This is a genomic window from candidate division KSB1 bacterium, from assembly GCA_022566355.1.
GTDB lineage: Bacteria > Zhuqueibacterota > JdFR-76 > JdFR-76 > DREG01 > JADFJB01.
Map to the genome: position 1 here is coordinate 43,752 of JADFJB010000010.1, position 16,466 is coordinate 60,217.

Annotated in this window: 14 protein-coding genes; 3 read left to right on the plus strand and 11 right to left on the minus strand. The window is 36.8% G+C overall.

Features of this window, described 5'->3' with window-relative positions; genetic code table 11:
• Window positions 1-3: 3 nt before the first annotated feature.
• The 7 genes from IIC38_03465 to IIC38_03495 all read right to left on the minus strand — a co-directional run bounded on the left by IIC38_03465 (window position 4) and on the right by IIC38_03495 (window position 10,175).
• On the minus strand, window positions 4-309 hold the full coding sequence (locus IIC38_03465; protein ID MCH8125007.1) for a DNA-directed RNA polymerase subunit omega: 306 nt from the start codon (window positions 307-309) through the stop codon (window positions 4-6).
• Between the two features lie 3 nt (window positions 310-312).
• Entirely contained in the window at window positions 313-906 is a 594-nt protein-coding gene (gene gmk / locus IIC38_03470; GenBank protein MCH8125008.1) for a guanylate kinase, read from the minus strand.
• A 32-nt stretch (window positions 907-938) separates the two neighbouring features.
• Window positions 939-1,817 (minus strand): YicC family protein, encoded by an 879-nt coding sequence (locus IIC38_03475; GenBank protein ID MCH8125009.1) that lies wholly within the window; start codon window positions 1,815-1,817, stop codon window positions 939-941.
• Window positions 1,818-1,987: 170 nt separating this feature from the next.
• Window positions 1,988-2,968, minus strand: coding sequence for a PorV/PorQ family protein (locus IIC38_03480; protein MCH8125010.1), 981 nt, complete (start codon window positions 2,966-2,968; stop codon window positions 1,988-1,990).
• Between the two features lie 76 nt (window positions 2,969-3,044).
• On the minus strand, window positions 3,045-5,648 hold the full coding sequence (mutS, locus tag IIC38_03485; GenBank protein ID MCH8125011.1) for a DNA mismatch repair protein MutS: 2,604 nt from the start codon (window positions 5,646-5,648) through the stop codon (window positions 3,045-3,047).
• Window positions 5,649-5,834: 186 nt separating this feature from the next.
• Window positions 5,835-6,185, minus strand: a complete 351-nt coding sequence (locus tag IIC38_03490) for a response regulator (GenBank protein ID MCH8125012.1) — start codon at window positions 6,183-6,185, stop codon at window positions 5,835-5,837.
• A 159-nt stretch (window positions 6,186-6,344) separates the two neighbouring features.
• Entirely contained in the window at window positions 6,345-10,175 is a 3,831-nt protein-coding gene (locus tag IIC38_03495; GenBank protein MCH8125013.1) for a S8 family serine peptidase, read from the minus strand.
• A gap of 354 nt (window positions 10,176-10,529) precedes the next feature.
• Here IIC38_03495 and IIC38_03500 point away from each other — a divergent pair, with 354 nt between their 5' ends.
• Complete coding sequence (locus IIC38_03500) at window positions 10,530-10,733, plus strand: hypothetical protein (GenBank protein ID MCH8125014.1); 204 nt, start codon at window positions 10,530-10,532, stop codon at window positions 10,731-10,733.
• A gap of 106 nt (window positions 10,734-10,839) precedes the next feature.
• On the opposite strand, the gene IIC38_03505 is transcribed toward IIC38_03500, so the two are convergent.
• The 4 genes from IIC38_03505 to IIC38_03520 are packed head-to-tail and all read right to left on the minus strand — an operon-like array spanning window position 10,840 to window position 15,031.
• Window positions 10,840-11,892 (minus strand): hypothetical protein, encoded by a 1,053-nt coding sequence (locus IIC38_03505; protein MCH8125015.1) that lies wholly within the window; start codon window positions 11,890-11,892, stop codon window positions 10,840-10,842.
• A 40-nt stretch (window positions 11,893-11,932) separates the two neighbouring features.
• Window positions 11,933-13,345: a tetratricopeptide repeat protein gene (locus IIC38_03510; GenBank protein MCH8125016.1), complete on the minus strand. Its 1,413-nt coding sequence runs from the start codon at window positions 13,343-13,345 to the stop codon at window positions 11,933-11,935.
• Window positions 13,342-13,986, minus strand: coding sequence for an endonuclease III domain-containing protein (locus tag IIC38_03515; protein MCH8125017.1), 645 nt, complete (start codon window positions 13,984-13,986; stop codon window positions 13,342-13,344). Before IIC38_03515 ends, IIC38_03510 begins: the two co-directional genes overlap by 4 nt.
• Before the next feature lie 40 nt (window positions 13,987-14,026).
• Window positions 14,027-15,031 (minus strand): D-cysteine desulfhydrase family protein, encoded by a 1,005-nt coding sequence (locus tag IIC38_03520; protein MCH8125018.1) that lies wholly within the window; start codon window positions 15,029-15,031, stop codon window positions 14,027-14,029.
• Window positions 15,032-15,464: 433 nt separating this feature from the next.
• Between IIC38_03520 and IIC38_03525 the strand changes: the two genes are divergently transcribed.
• Together IIC38_03525 and IIC38_03530 are read left to right on the plus strand one after the other, a co-directional pair.
• Window positions 15,465-16,106 (plus strand): succinate dehydrogenase cytochrome b subunit, encoded by a 642-nt coding sequence (locus IIC38_03525; protein MCH8125019.1) that lies wholly within the window; start codon window positions 15,465-15,467, stop codon window positions 16,104-16,106.
• Window positions 16,107-16,121: 15 nt separating this feature from the next.
• The coding region (locus IIC38_03530) for an FAD-binding protein (protein ID MCH8125020.1) at window positions 16,122-16,466 on the plus strand (345 nt) is incomplete at its 3' end.

Sequence of the window (16,466 nt, forward strand, 5' to 3'; positions counted from 1 at the left end):
TAATTACTTTTCTTCTTCTTCGTCTTCAACTTCTTCTTTATCAACCCTACGAGTGATATTAATCTCTCCTTCAATTAACTCCCTAATCGCTTGTTTGGTTGGTTTAATTTTGCGATCAAAAACTTGACTTTGAATTTCCAATGGGAACTCATCAAATTCCTCTTCAACTTCATCCGTACCAAGATTAAGATCCATTTTAGCTCGCTCTTCATTATTTATTTGTCGTGCTCGTTTTGCAACTACCATTACCGCTTCGTATAATGTGATCGTATTCGCTGTTAATTCATCTAATTTAATCGTCGTGACCATTAATTAAACCTCCAATTTAGATTGATATTTCTTGATTTCCTGCTCAACTAGTTGAACAGTTTCATCAAACTTGTAATTAATAATTTTCACATCATATTTATCAACATGAGACATTTCCATTGGCAACCGGCCAATTCTTCTCTCAATATCTTCCTTTGAATCCGAATTTCTTTTTTCCAGGCGTTGTACCAATTCTTGCTTCGATGGGGGATATAGAAAAATCAAAAATGAATTGTCCGGAAATTGCTTTTTTACATTCATACCGCCAATTACATCGATATCTAACAAAACGATTTTGTCATCATTAAGTTGTTTTTCTATCGTTTCTTTTAAAGTGCCATAACGAAATCCATGAACATTAGCCCATTCGACAAAACTTTTCTTTTCAATATGTTCGTCAAATTGTTTATCGGTTATAAAATAGTAATCAGAACCATCTATTTCCGATTCCCTTCTAGGCCGTGTGGTTGCTGAAATTGAATAGCCATATTTAGAGTTTCGTCGCCGCACTTCATGTATTACGGAAGTTTTACCTCCACCAGACGGCGAAGAAACTATAACCAATAAACCATTGCCAAAACCTAAATTATTGGACATATACTCTTTTCTCTAATCAAAATCCTAATTAATTATTCTATATTCTGAACTTGTTCCCGAAGTCTCTCGACTTCTTCTTTGATAAAAACCACACGGTGAGAGATCTCAGCATGATTAGCTTTTGCGGCAATGGTATTTGCCTCTCTATTCATTTCTTGTAACAAAAAATTTAAACTTCTTCCTGCTAAACGTTTTCCAGAAATCAATTCTTTATACAATGCATTATGGCTTTGAAATCGAACACATTCTTCCGTTACGTCTAAGCGTTCCGAAATGAGGGCGATTTCAGTTTCCAATCTTGTTCGATCTAAATCCGGGTTATCCAATAATTCCGAAAGCCGCTTTTGTAAAACCTTTAGTTGCTCAGGTGCATTTTTTTTCGAAAAAGCCATAATTCCCTTGAGATATTTTTCAATAATCTCCAATCTTTGCAGCAGGTCATCAGCGAGGAATTCCCCTTCCTGGGCACGCATTTTGTTCATTTCAGCAGTTGCTTTAACTATAGCTTCTTCAGCACACTTCCATAAGAGATCATCTAACTCTCCACCGTTTTCAGTTGTAAAAATATCCGGAAAATTCAAGAGATGTTCCAGGCGAATATCTCCACCTATCTTTAATTCTTCATTTAATTTGGATAACATCGTCTTGTAAGATTTTGCTGCATCAATGTCTAAATTAATGTTGCCATTATTCAATTGTGGAGATTGAATAGAAACAAATACATTAATTTTTCCTCTATTAATTTTACTTCGAATTAACTCTTTCACTTGAGGTTCAAAATCGGAAAGTTCACGAGGTAAACGAATTGAAATGTCGAGGAAACGGTTATTTACCGAACGAACTTCAGCAGTAGCCTGAATCTCTCCATTTACATGTTCTCCACGACCGAATCCGGTCATACTATGCAGCATTATTCATCCTTATGGTTTTTCTTTAAAAAAACTCAATAATGTTAGTTAATTGAGAAACATTTAAGTTATCAAAAATAAACAATTGAAACAATTATTTTTACCTTTAAAGTTGGGAGATAAGGATATTAAATGGTGGCCCAAATTGAATCGATTCAATAGACTTTCTGATTTTATTGGCTTTTGTCCTTCTCAAATCGGAATGTGACTGACAATCTATATGTATCACCTAATGCCTGGTGATTCATAAATGCAGCATCAAAACGAAGTTTTGGTAATTGAATACCGGCGCCGGCAACCAGTTGCCCGATATCCGAACCGGTTCTCAAATAAACAAGTTTTTTATAAGCTGCTTCCAGGCCAAAATGAAAATCAAAACTAATCCCTCCCGCATTCAATTGACTGGCAAATTTTCTACCCTCAAACCTGGTATCAATATCAAACGCCGGCAGAAATTCCAGAGAATTGAATATAATTGGATACGAAAAGCCCCACTTTACATTCGGAACTATGAGTTCTTTTGTCCCAGTATCCCAGGCGATTAAAGTCGTCGTAATATCCTGGAGATTCACTCCAAATTGTAAGTTTCCTTTAATTGATGTCAACATTCCTATATCAAAGCCAATTCCCCAGGCGGTATTTTCACCAATTGATTTGCGAATAAATTTAACATTCGTCCCTATTGAACTATTACCTTTCCATCGTTTAGCATAGGAAAAATAAGCTATATATTCAACATCGTTAACTTTGTGATCTATGAAGGGTTTATTCAATACTCCGACAGGCAAGTCCGGATTGGGCAAAGCGGATATTGGGATATCATCCACACCAATGCGCATAATTGAAACAGCTATTGCCGATTCATTTTTTAATGACATGGCTGCGGACATAAAATTGAATTTTACTATTCCCCCGAAACGTTCTGCATACATCAGATGAATTTCAGGATGATCCAGTTGGATTAGTCCAGCCGGATTCCAATATGAAGCAATACTTTCATCAGCAATAGCCACAAAGGCGCCGCCCATTCCCAAAGGCCGTGAACCACCTCCAATGCTTATAAATTCACCTGCATATTTTGTGGGCGTTTGAGCTAATATCACAGAAGAAGAAATTAAGACAATTGAAGTGATAATATATTTGATTCGATTCATATCAATGAAATTATTCTTTTGTCGAAAGATTAAACCATTAATCTTAAAAAATGATTCCAATAATAACAGATACACCTTATTCTTTTTCTTCATTATCCATTAATTTCTTTAGCTCGTTCAACTTATTCAATGCTTCAAGCGGTGTAAGTTGATTTATATCCACACCGGAAAGGGCATTGTGAATTTTTGAATCTTCTAATTTAAACAAATCCAATTGAGATTTACCGTTGTTACTCGCGTTAGATTTATGCCGAGCGAGCCTGGGTGCTTTTGAGGGAGTGAGCTCGTCTGCTTCAAGATTGGCAAGTACTTCACGAGCACGGTTGATCACATCATCCGGCAAACCCGCAAGTCTAGCGACCTGGATACCATAGCTATGATCACAGCCACCTTGTACTATTTTACGTAAAAAAATGATCTGGTCACCCCATTCTTTGATGGCAATGTTGTAATTTTTAACCCTGCTGAGAATTAATTCCAATTCGGTCAACTCATGGTAATGAGTTGCAAACAATGTTTTTGCCGAAACCTTTGGATTATTGTGTAGATATTCCGCTACAGACCATGCAATCGATAATCCATCAAAAGTGGATGTACCTCTGCCGATCTCATCCAATAAAATTAGGCTGCGATCTGTTGCATTATTGAGAATATTGGCCATTTCCGTCATCTCAACCATAAACGTGGATTCACCACCGGATAAATTATCCGAAGCTCCCACGCGTGTAAATATCCGATCTACAACCCCAATTTGAGCGGATTTAGCCGGAACAAAACTACCCATCTGCGCAAGTAGCGTAATTAATCCGACTTGACGAATATAAGTTGATTTACCTGCCATATTTGGCCCAGTGATGATCAATATCTGGTCATTTTTATTATCGATTAAAGTATCATTCGAAATAAACTCATCACCAACAGTTAAGAATTTTTCAATCACCGGATGCCGGCCTTCGTGGATTTCGATTTGGCTTTGATTATCGACGATGGGTTTAACATAGTTCTCAGATTCGGCCAATTCCGCAAATGAAGAAAGCACATCTAGCTGTGCAATAATTTGTGCATTTTGTTGAATTGCGGCCGCATTAAATGCAACTTTGGAACGAATATGTTCAAACAACTCATATTCTAATTCGGCCATCTTATCTTCTGCGCTTAGAATTTTTTCTTCATATTCTTTCAATTCAGGAGTAATATACCTTTCAGCGTTAACCAGAGTTTGTTTTCGAATAAATGTTTCCGGTATTTTTTCAAGATGGGTTTTAGTCACTTCAATGTAATATCCAAATACTTTATTGTAACCCACTTTTAAGGACGGTATCCGGGTTTTTTCGCGCTCCAGAGCTTGCAGATTCGCAATCCATTTTTTACCTGAATAAGCCAGCTCTCGGTACTCATCCAGTCTTTGGTTATATTTCTCCCGAATTATGCGTCCCTCGGAAATGGAAATTGGTGGCTCATCAACAATTGCTTTTCCTATCTCAACAACCAATTCCTCCAGAGCATTAAGTTCATTGGTTAGCTTTTGAATTAGGACATTTTCCAATCCAGACAACGTATCCATTAAATTTGGGATGTTTTTGAGTGAATTTTCTATAGCAACCAAATCGCGACCGTTACATCTACGAACACAGATTTTGGAAATTAAACGCTCCAGATCACCTATTGATTTCAAGATGCCTCGCAAATCCGAACGAATTCTTGAGTGTTGAACAAAATCAGTTACAGCATCCAAGCGTTGGTTGATTTTATTAATATCACGAATTGGATATTGTGTCCATTTGCGTATTAACCGACCTCCCATTGAAGTTATGGTCTGGTCAATAATTGAAATTAAACTGCCCTCTTTATGGTCACCTGAAAAGGTTGAAAGAATTTCGAGGTTTCGTAATGTTGCAGAATCCAGGACCATGTGGTTCTCTGGAAACTCACGACTTAGTTTCTTAAAATGATCGAGTTCAGACTTTTTGGTTTCTTTCAAATAATGTAAGACAACTCCAGCCGCAGATATTCCCGCGTCGAGGTCTTCACAGCCAAAACCTTTTAAGGTCGTCGTTTTGAAATGGTTTATCAAGGTTTCATATGCAAACGAATAGGAAAACAACCATTCGTCTCGTTTAGTTAGCGTAAAGCTACCCTGATTATTCATTTGAGTTGTGAGATAATCGACTTGCTCGACAGAAACCAATACTTCCGCAGGTTGGATATTCAATAAATAATCTTTGATTTCAGATCGATCAAATTCGATTATCGAAAACTCGCCTGTCGAAAGATCAACTTTTGTAAACCCACAGGTATTGCTCTTAAAGTACACAGCCACTAAAAAGTTATTACTTTTGCTATCCAATAAATCCCCCGAAAGAATAGTGCCAGGAGTGACGATGTCTATAACTTCACGTTTAACGATCGTTTTGGCTTTTTTCGGATCTTCAACCTGATCGCAGATCGCCACCTTGTAACCAGCCTTGACCATTTTAGTTAGATATCCATCCAAAGAGTGGTATGGAAATCCTGCCAATGGAACGTCACCGGTCGTTCCATATCCCCTAGAAGTTAAGGTTAATCCCAGCTCTTTTGCGGCAATTTTTGCATCGTCAAAAAACAGTTCGTAAAAATCACCCATCCGAAAAAATAAAATTTGCTCGGAATGTTGGTTTTTAATCGCCCAATATTGTTTCATTAATGGCGTGGAGTCATTCATTAAAATAAATTAACCTTAGTTAAATTTCATACAAACAGGTAAAATAAAATAACAAGATAGAGAAGTTAAAATCAAGAAGAATTAGGGAAGAACCATCTTGCCCAAATATGAGACTTTGAGTAATAAGGGCAGGAATTGTTTTTAGTGCTTACAACTTTGGTGAAGTCAATTCATCAAATTATGAATAGTAGTTTTTAATTCACTTAAATCGGAAGATTTAATTAAATACGCATCAGCCAGCCAGGAGCTAAAATCGTCCTTATAATTGGAATAAGCAGTATTAATGACAACTTTCAGATCCCGCCTTTTGGCTAACATTCCTTCCAGTGCTTCAAGCCCATTCATCCCATTTAAGCGAATATCCAAAACAACGAGGTCAATATCGGTTGTTTTGACTTTGTTGATAGCATCTTCTCCAGTATCTACGGTTATGACATTGAGTCCTTTCAATGACAGTTCTTGTTTATATAAAAGACGCAAACTATCTTCGTCTTCAACCACAAGCACATTTTTCATTTGAATAACCCTCCGCTGTGTTGGGATTCCAGAAAGTAATTTTTACTTTCAATTGAATAGATCTGAATTGATTATTGAAACTTATGATAAGCTTAAGTAATTATCAAGTTAACCCTCTTATATTACAATAATTTAACCAAATAACTCAAAATCGAAGATTTAATGGAGAACAATTACTTTTTGAGATTTTATGTAGGATTCACTTTTAACTTCCAAAAAATATATACCAGCTGGAAGTAACTTTCCCGAATCGTCTATGTTACTCCAAGTTAACTTCTTTTGTCCGGAATTTATTTCTCCGGAAAAGATTTCACGAACTCTTTGTCCTAACAGATTATATATTGTAACAGATAGGATAGTAGGCTTTGGAATCTCAAGTTGAATGACTGCACTTTCTCGAACCGGATTTGGAAATATTGGCCACATGTGAAATTTATTCGGTGGACTGAAATTAACAATCGATTCCTCGGAAATTTCGGTGATATAATCATCCTGTATAATTCGCACATCATCAATAAACCATCCAGGCAATAGAGTCGTCGTTTGATCATCTGAGAAAAAACGGAATCTCAGGCGGCATTCAGGTTCTCCCACAAATGGCAGCAAATCGATATTTACTTGCTGCCATTGTGCTTGCAAACCGCTTAGTGGCCCTGCTATAATTTGCCACTCACCCTCTCCTACTTTCATTTCAACGAATCCCGCATCTCCCGCTTCAATTGAATACTTTGAATTAAATAACAGTCTTGCTTGATTGAGACCGCCAAAATCGAGGCTATCCCTGGATTGTATTACAGTATTTAGATTCTGGGAGTAGTTTTGGCCTGGTGAAGGTGAAAGTGCATACTTTCCTGAAAAAACTTCCGATTGATCCAAGCCCCAATTTTCCGAACTTAAAGTCCATTGTTCTAGACCTGATTCAAAATCATCCAGTCCAATGATAAAATTAACCGTATCCAGTCTTGTCTGGTTGGCAGGATCTGCCTTATCTTTTGCGGTTATCCAATATTTTATTGAATCGCCATATAAGAAGCTGCCTGGTATTTCACCCATAAAATGGTTGTTTTCCCGGTCGAACCTGAGTTGAATAGAATCAACCGGCATCGATGATTTACGATAGTAAATAAAGAGATTTGCAGAATCTAATCCGGCATTATCTGAAATCGATGCAGTGATTGAGAAGGATGCCATATTTGCTAAACTGTTATTCAATTCTTCTGCATAAATAACAGGCGGTATCGTATCCCTTCCAACGTAAAAAATGAATGGTCGGTGTTGTCCTGCGATGGGAAAAAACCATCTGGAATTAGGGTCGATCAATTCAAAATAATATTGAAATAATCCTTCTTTGTTTTGTAAGTCAAATGCGCCAGTGAACGTTTTGTTTTGTTCTGTCAGTTGCACGGATTGAAATAGAGTATCATCCGGCAACTTGAACAACAAGTTGATTTCGTCAGGTAGGTCACCAGGTGCCTGGTAATCCGCTAATATTGGAATTGAAGCGGCTGCTGTTGTTTGATCAATAACTGGCTCATGTTTCAAAGGATGTAGAAAGTTCAATACTCGTTCAAAGACTTCAAAGCGTATATTTTCAATATCATCGGGGTTTGTATTAATTTTCGCGTTGATTGCTTCCAAGCCAAAGCCAAAGTACACTAATCGATAAATTCCATCAAAGAGTAAGCCACCAACTCCGGAATTGTTTTCATATTTCCAAACAACTGAAGCGGAATCCGTTGGCTGGAAAACATCAGGGAATTGCTCGCTCTTTGATCTTCCCGGTTGATATATGGAAAACTGAAGATTATCACCAATTTTATCAAAAGGAATTCCACGTAACTGAGAATCACCTGCATCATCAGAAGTATATTGTGCCTGAATAATATTTTCATAAAAATCCCGGGCATCATCTGTCGCATTGATACTAGCCGGATCAGAAAGATCCCAGCCAATATCCTGGCCACTGAGAAATAAATTTCCTCCCAGTTCCAAATACTCGCTGATCGCTGCTCTATCTAGCGGATTTAGACTAGGGAAAGCCCATTCGCATAACCAGATAACCATCGGAAATTGTTTTAGATATTCACCTGACGGCTCACCCAATTGTTTATGGTTCCAGCTTACAAAAGGTACTTTGAACACTTCAAGAGGCTTGGTATAGAATCTTTCAACGTTATTATTGCCATCATCATCGTCAACTATCAGTATGGGTGCTTTGCCTATTTGAAATACTAGTGATTCGGTTTCAGCAAGCACATTGTCACCTGCAAAACTTAATAATAACTGAACCACTCCGGATTTAATTTCTGAAGAAGCGTGGAGCTTAAAAGATTTAGATAATTCAATTTCAGTATCGGGTAAAACATTAATTTGTAAATTGCCATTTTCAATTGTGACAATACTATTTTGATCTGTAGTAAGACTAATCTCCATTGCAGGACTACTGCCAAGGGATACATTAGACAGTAACGGTTTTAAAAAAAAGGTTTCACCCGGTTCTATAACCTGGTTGTCATTGCCCAATAAAGAATCACTCAAAGAAAAGCTGTGAAAGACAATTTTTACTGGTGGTTGCTGCAATTCTGTTACGGTTAATACATTCGCTACATTCAACCGGCCGCTTCCTAATTTATTGGCATAAGTTAGTTGACTTTCAATGAGCTCAGCGCTAAATACAATTTGTTTTTCCATTTCTTCAATAGTTAATTGTGGATGCAATGATTTTAACAGAGCAGCAGCTCCGGCTACCATTGGAGAAGACATTGAACTACCATTAATTTTGCCATATTGGTTTTCAGGAAAAAGAGATAATATGGATGATCCCGGTGCGGAAAGGTCCACAGATTTGCCGTAAGTTGCAAGAAGCGCTTTCGAATCACTGCCGTCAACCCAGGCAACACTTATCACATGATGATAACTCGCAGGGTAAAAGTATGCTTCTTCATTTTTATTTCCCGCAGAAGCCACTACAATTACACCTTCCTGGTAAGCAAGATTCATGACCTCTTGTGCTGCACGATTTTCATTACCTACTCCTCCCCAACTCAAATTGATTACATGTGCTCCTTGAGCAATCGCATAGGTAATCCCGCGTAATGCTTGCACTAAAGGAATAACTCGAGGTTCATTATCTTTGGCTACTTTAATTGGCAATATTTTACTTTTCCATGAAATTCCGGATACACCTATTTCATTATTTCCAACAGCAGCTGCAATTCCTGCAACATGTGTCCCATGCTTGTAACCGTTTAGTTTGTTGGTATTGTAACCCGGATCAGAATCATCCTCAACAAAATCATAGCCTGAAATGTCATCTACCAAACCATTGCCGTCGTCATCAACCCCAATAAGTCCATTTTTCTCAATTAGATTAATATAATAATTATCAATCAAATCTATATGACTCATATCAAATCCATTATCAACAATCGCGATAATAACTGTCGAATCTCCTCTTTCAATATCCCAGGCTTCCGGAGATGATATTTGAGGATGATGATTTTGATTCGGATATTCTACATCATTGGGTACCAGTTGAATGAAATAATTAATTGCAGCTTCAACAGATCGAATTTCCTGAACTTTGCTTAAAAGAAATTGAACATACTCAAAAGAAAATTCCTCATTGTAAAAAATGACCAAAAATCTTTTCAAAGACTCCGAGTTTTTCAAGCCATCTAGCAATTTATAATTAATCATAGGTTCTATCGAAAGAAGACCCATTTTATCTGATACTGCAATAAATGAAGGATTAACTTGCAATTGACTGATTACTTCCGCAGCAGTCCTCTTCCCCAACCATGCAGCCCCATTTTCTAATTCAATAATTACCTGTCCAGGTATATGGCCTGAATTCAAATGATCCTTTTGCTTAAAGGTTCTGGAATCTTTTTTATCCAATCCTATCACAATTGAAACGATTTGCAAAATTAAAATGAATAAGAAAATAGTCAGGAAAGATTTATTCAAAATAAAACGAACACAACTCACTACTAGGCCTGCCTCACGATACTTTTATTTTATTAGCTACTTAAAGAATTTAGCTTTCTCAGTTGACAGTGTCAAGTCAACTCTCAGAACATTTGATTTAAACCAATATATAAACCTATTAACAACAAATAGTTAAATAAACGATTTTTAGCAATTATTGATCATACCTCTGTCTCAAAACGTAACATATGTTATAAGTTAAAACTACATTCCTTAATTACACTACAACACAACCCAATAATTATATTGAAGTTACGATTATAAAATCCAACATATTTTTTGGTATGCTTTTCGCAAGGTATTATTTGGTTGATTTTTGATAATATGCCCTTTGAATAAAAAGGTGGATAAAAGATGAAAAGGATAGTTCTGTTGGGGAAAGATAAAAACTTTGGACAACGATTAAAAGCAAAGATTAGAAAGAAAGGTTATTCGGTAAAGCAAATAGAGAATTTAGAAAAATTAAACAACTTATTAAAAACGGTCAGTCCCGAGTATGTCGTTTGTTCGGGCAAAATCAAGATAGACTCGGAGGGGAATTATTATTTAGAACTTTAACAAACTTTATAAGAATCCCTCCCATAACTCCCCTAAATCCGGGATAGGGCTTTATTTCACCGATCATAAAAATCGAGTGGGGTAAAGCCCGCTTTTTTTATATTAATCAGCAATCTACTAAACACTGCTCCGCTACACTTCGATCTATGCTTTTTAATTTTTGTATTTTCCCTATTGCAGAAGGTAGATATAGATTATTCAACATTGTTGGGGTAAAACATTGGAGCAGTAAATCTCTTGCTTTATCCCACTCCTCCTGTTTCACATGATATGCTGCAAGAAGCCTCTCAATCAAAAATAAGACTCGGCTGGATTCTTCCGAATTGTCAAGATTACATTGTTCCGCCAATTTAATTCGCCAACGTAATTCTAAAAAAATCATCGAGGCAATTTCTCTTGGTTTTAAGCGATACTTGCCTTCTGATTTTATTATATTGATTGCTCGATTACCGAAATCTTCCAATAAATAATGGGCTTGATTACCCTGATTATAAATTGCAATCCGGGTCTTTGCATTATGTTCCAGGCTATCGATCAGTAATTCTTCATTTTCGAATCCAATTTTTTGCCAAGATTCTTCATATTCCGCGAATTTTTCAGAACTGGCTAGCAAAAGATTTCTTACAAAACTTGCATGTAATAGGAATATTTCGTTACGATCTGTATTCTGCAAACATTGAAGGTCCAATATTGCCATTTGGGGCCATGTAAAAACTGAGATTACCGAAGGTCTTTTTTTCCAGTTTAAGAAGGCACTATTTTTTACCCCGCATTCACTCATTGCCCATAATGTTGTGGGCATATTCACGATAACTGGTGGATGTGTGAGAAGTCGGCAAGCAAAGGAAACCAAATTCAGGAGCAATTCATCACCAACAACAATAAGTGTAAAACTCGACTCTATTTGTTTCCATGGGATGCCTGCGTAAAATTGCTCAATTGTTTCTAGTTCACTTAAATTGATATTTTTGGGAAGGATAATCTCATCAAATGTTTCATATCCAGGAATAAATTGAGCGCTAACTCCTTCCTGTAATACAATGGCTATTTTGTCTGGAAAACGGTAAAGGTTTAATAATTCACTAAAGCGCTCAAGAACATCATTGCCAATAAATAATGGGAACGATGCTCCTTCGAAATTAACTTTTATCGTTTTCATTTTTCCAGAACTATAACTTAAGACTCAAATTCCCTGCAAATTAAGCTTCAATATTTTCCGGATCGGTTTTCACCTTTTGAGATTTGCTTTCTTGTTTCTTTTGATTGAGTTTCATTCTAGGTTTTTTCTTAAGCGCTTTGGATTTCTCTCTGCTTTGCAATTCGGTCTTTAAAGCGTTCATATGATTTTGAGCTATCTCACGGTGTTTATTCGAAGTCAATGGTACTATTTCCAGAAAGTTGCGATAAGATTCAATTGCAAGGTCGTACTTTTTCAAAGTTTCATAGCTTAGAGCCCGGTTAAGCCAGGCTTCTTGATAATCCGGGTTGATTGATATGGCATGACTGTAACTCTTTAAAGCATATTTTATTTTACCTAATTTAGATTGTGCGATTCCTAAGTTATTCCAAGCTTCCTGATAACCCGGGTTGATTTTTAAACAACGGTGGTATGACTCAACAGCTTCCTCATTCCAATCGAGTCTATTTAAAGTATTTGCTAAATAATAATGACCCATAGCAAATTTCTTATCTATATCCAAGGTTTTGCGAAAACAATCAGCTGCCTCTTCGAAATGTTCATTCATGGTCAGGGCAATTCCTTTTTCATACCAGGCATTCAAATGTTCCGGATCTAGTTTAATGGCATTATCATAACTTTCGATTGACGGATTTATCTTACCCAATTTTCTTAAAGCTGTTCCATGGTATGTATACGTCTCTGATCTATTGGAATCGATAGATAGAGCTTCTTCAAAACTTTGAAGTGCATTGGTAAATTCATTCAGTGACATATAAGCCAAACCCCGGTTGAACCATAATTCATATTTATTTGAATTAAGCCTAGTGGCTTCTTCAGTGCATTTTATTACTTCGTAAAAATCACCTTTTTCGAAACAAATTCCACTCTTATTTAGCCAAGAAGTGCTTGTGGCAACCCATCTGTTAGATAGATCATACTTTTCAATAGCATCATCATAATCAGCATCATTAAAGGCCTGATTCGCCAACTTCCACATTTGCAACGCTTGTAGTCTCTCGGTCATTTTGACTTCACCGGAAATTTCCAATTCCGAATTAAAAATCTCAGAAGAGAATATCATTTTATAAGGTCTTCCCTCCATTACCTTCTGCCATGTTTCAGGCATCTCAAATTTGTTTTTATTATACTTAACAATTCTTAAAATGAGACTGATGAGGTCAAGTAAAAGTACTAAAGAAATAACGACTGCCAGAAAAATTAATACGATTTGAAGATTTTGAGCTTGCTCTATGGGATATTCCATGTTCAAAATAAATGAGCCTGAAAACTCCAAAAGTATAGCTAAGCTGGCCGAAGCAACTCCCAGGATGTTAATCAATGTCAGATATAAAGATCGTCCCCGAATCGAAATTATTGAAAAAACCAGGAAAAATAGAACAGCAAATAGGTTGGATACAATATACATAATCATAAGCTTTCCTTCATTTGAGGCAATCTTTTTTCCAGAGGGCAACCATGACATTTGGGTTGCTTTCGACAATAGTTGTGGCCGACAAAATCAATGAGTGCATGATACTCATTAAAGAGTTGTGTATTTCTCGGCAATCGTTTCATAAAAAGATCTTGGATTTCCTGATAGGTTGCTTTTTCGTTTATCCACTTATGTCGTTGCAGTATTCTTTTTGTATAAGTATCTACAACAAAAATTGGTTTTCCTAAGGCATATAAAAGAATCGCATCGGCTGTTTCCGGGCCAATGCCATGAATTCCCAACAGTTCACTGCGCAGGGAGGAAGTTCTTTCCTCTCTCATTTTATTTATTGACCCATCGTATTGTTCATAAAAATACTTTACAAATTCTTTTATTTTTTTTGCTTTTTGATTGTAATAACCCGAAGGACGGATAACATCAGCTAATTTCTCTTCACTAATTTTATAAATTGCTTTCGGAGAAAGAAGATTTTGTTTTTTAAGATTCATTATAGCTTTTTCGACATTCTTCCATGAAGTATTCTGCGTTAATATTGCTCCAATAATTACTTCAAATGGCGTATCTGCCGGCCACCAATTTCGAGGACCAACCTGTATTAAAAGATCATCATAAACATCCATTATTTCTTTGAATTCCATGTGAGGTAGATTAGGTAGTCAACTAAGACACTGTCTTCGGATTAACAAAAGCTTCTCGTTCCGGGAATAAACCAAAGATACCCCCGGTGTGAATAAATAGTATATTCGTTTCTTTTTGGAATTTTCCTGTTTTGATCTGATCGATTAAACCAAACATGGCTTTGCCGGTATAAACCGGATCAAGCAATATACCTTCCAGTTTGGCCAATAACCGAATAACATCAATCTCTTCAGGTCTGCTGCGTGCATAGCCTTTCCCAACATAACCGTCGATGATCATGATGTCTTCAGGCAAAGATAGCGGGTATGAAAACCTCTCTCCAAACGATTTCAGGAGTTCAGATATCTTTTGTTGAAAGTACTTTTCATCATCACACACATTAATTCCGTAAACTGGAATGTCTAATTGATGATATTGAAGTCCAAGAAGTAAACCGGCTTGTGTGCCACCGGAACCAACGGCTATGACAATAGCATCCATTTCCGGCAAATTTTCGTTTAATAATTGATCGCGAATTTCACTCGCAGCATTGAAATATCCCCAACATCCGATTGCATTACTGGCTCCCTCCGGAATCACATATGGTCTATGTCCTTTTTGCCGTAAATCATCAGCCAACTCCTGCATAATTTCATCACGCTTTAAATATTGCTCGGGTGTAATGAATTTTATTTCAGCGTCAAGTATTATATCAAATAGCAGGTTTCCATCCGGAATTTTTTCCGGATTTCCTCTTAAAACAAGATAAGGCTTCAAACCCAATTGGCGTGCAGCTAAGGCAGTGGCCCTGGCATGATTTGAAGTTGTTCCACCGGTAGTAATCAAAATATCACTCTTTTTCTGAACGGCCTCCCCAATACTGTATTCTAATTTGCGCACTTTATTACCACTCAAGCCGAATCCGGTTAAATCATCCCTCTTGATGTAGATTGATGGTCCCTTTAAGTATTTACTAAGCCTAGATAATTTTTGGATTGGGGTAGGTGTTCGTGCCAGCCGAACACGATATGGGTTTTCAATTTGCATGATCGTTTTTTATTTTACAATATGAATGACGGTTGAATCAAATTTGTGCTTGGGGGAGTTGCAGTCCCGATTATATCATTGGATCGGGAGTACAACTCCCTTTGAGCAACGGTTTTTTTAGAGTTTTTCAACGGGTCATTCTTATTTTACAGGATTAACTAAAAAAGCTTTAAAAATTTAGGTAGTTTATAATTTGAAATCAAGGAGAAATTATGATTTTCCTGTCATTTATCATATGTTATTAATAATTTTTTATAAAGTAATTTGGAAAAACCGGAAATTCCTTTGCTTTTAAATTCAAAACAGATTATTGTCATTTTGAGGGGTGATTTCAAGTGGTTGTCAGAAAAGAAATAATGGGTCTTCCTTCAAGGAGATAATCATCAAAACAGTTTTAGAAATTGTAACTTCCAGCATAGGCAAGAAAATTATAATGGCCTTGTCAGGACTTGGACTTTTCGTTTTTATCTCTGTACATTTACTTGGGAATCTAAGTTTTTTTGCCGGCCAGGATGCTTTTAATTCTTATTCACACAAATTAACCAGTTTAGGACCATTACTGTATTTAGTCGAAATAGGGTTGATTACTGTTTTTATTTTTCATGTGTTATTTGCACTCCTCATCTATCGGGAAAATACACAGGCACGAAATGTCAAATATAAAACTGTAAAGAATGCCGGACCTCCAAGTTTGAAGACTATATCTTCAAGATCCATGTTTTACACAGGCATCGTTATTTTTGCCTTTGTGATTATTCACTTAAAGACTTTTAAATACGGCCCATCCTTTGAAGACGGTTACATTTTTACCAATGAAGGCGGTGAAATAAGGGATCTTTATCGGTTGGTGGTAGAGATTTTTCAAAAGCCCTTGTATGTAATTGTATATGTTAGCGTTATGATTATATTGGGTTATCATCTTCGTCATGGATTCTGGAGCGCATTTCAATCATTGGGAATCATGCATCCAAGATATACAAAAATCATTTACGGTTTAGGTGTGGCGTTAGCCCTGGTCATTGCAACAGGATTTTTAGTTCTACCCATTTATGTTTTTCTAGCCGGTGGAAGTTAATCTAAAAAGGGTTCTATGAAATCAAACGGAATACTTAACAGCCAAATCCCGCAAGGCCCAATTGAAAGACATTGGGATATTCATAGAAACAAATTAAGAATTGTGAGCCAAAACAACAAACGGAAATATACGATTCTTGTGGTTGGAACGGGGCTTGCGGGAGGTTCCGCAGCTGCGTCTCTTTCTGAACTCGGATATAACGTAAAATCATTTTGTATTCAGGATTCTCCGCGCAGGGCTCATAGCATTGCCGCCCAGGGCGGTATCAATGCTGCAAAGAATTACCAGAACGACAACGACAGTATTTTCAGACTTTTCCACGATACGATCAAGGGTGGAGATTTTCGTGCCCGGGAATCC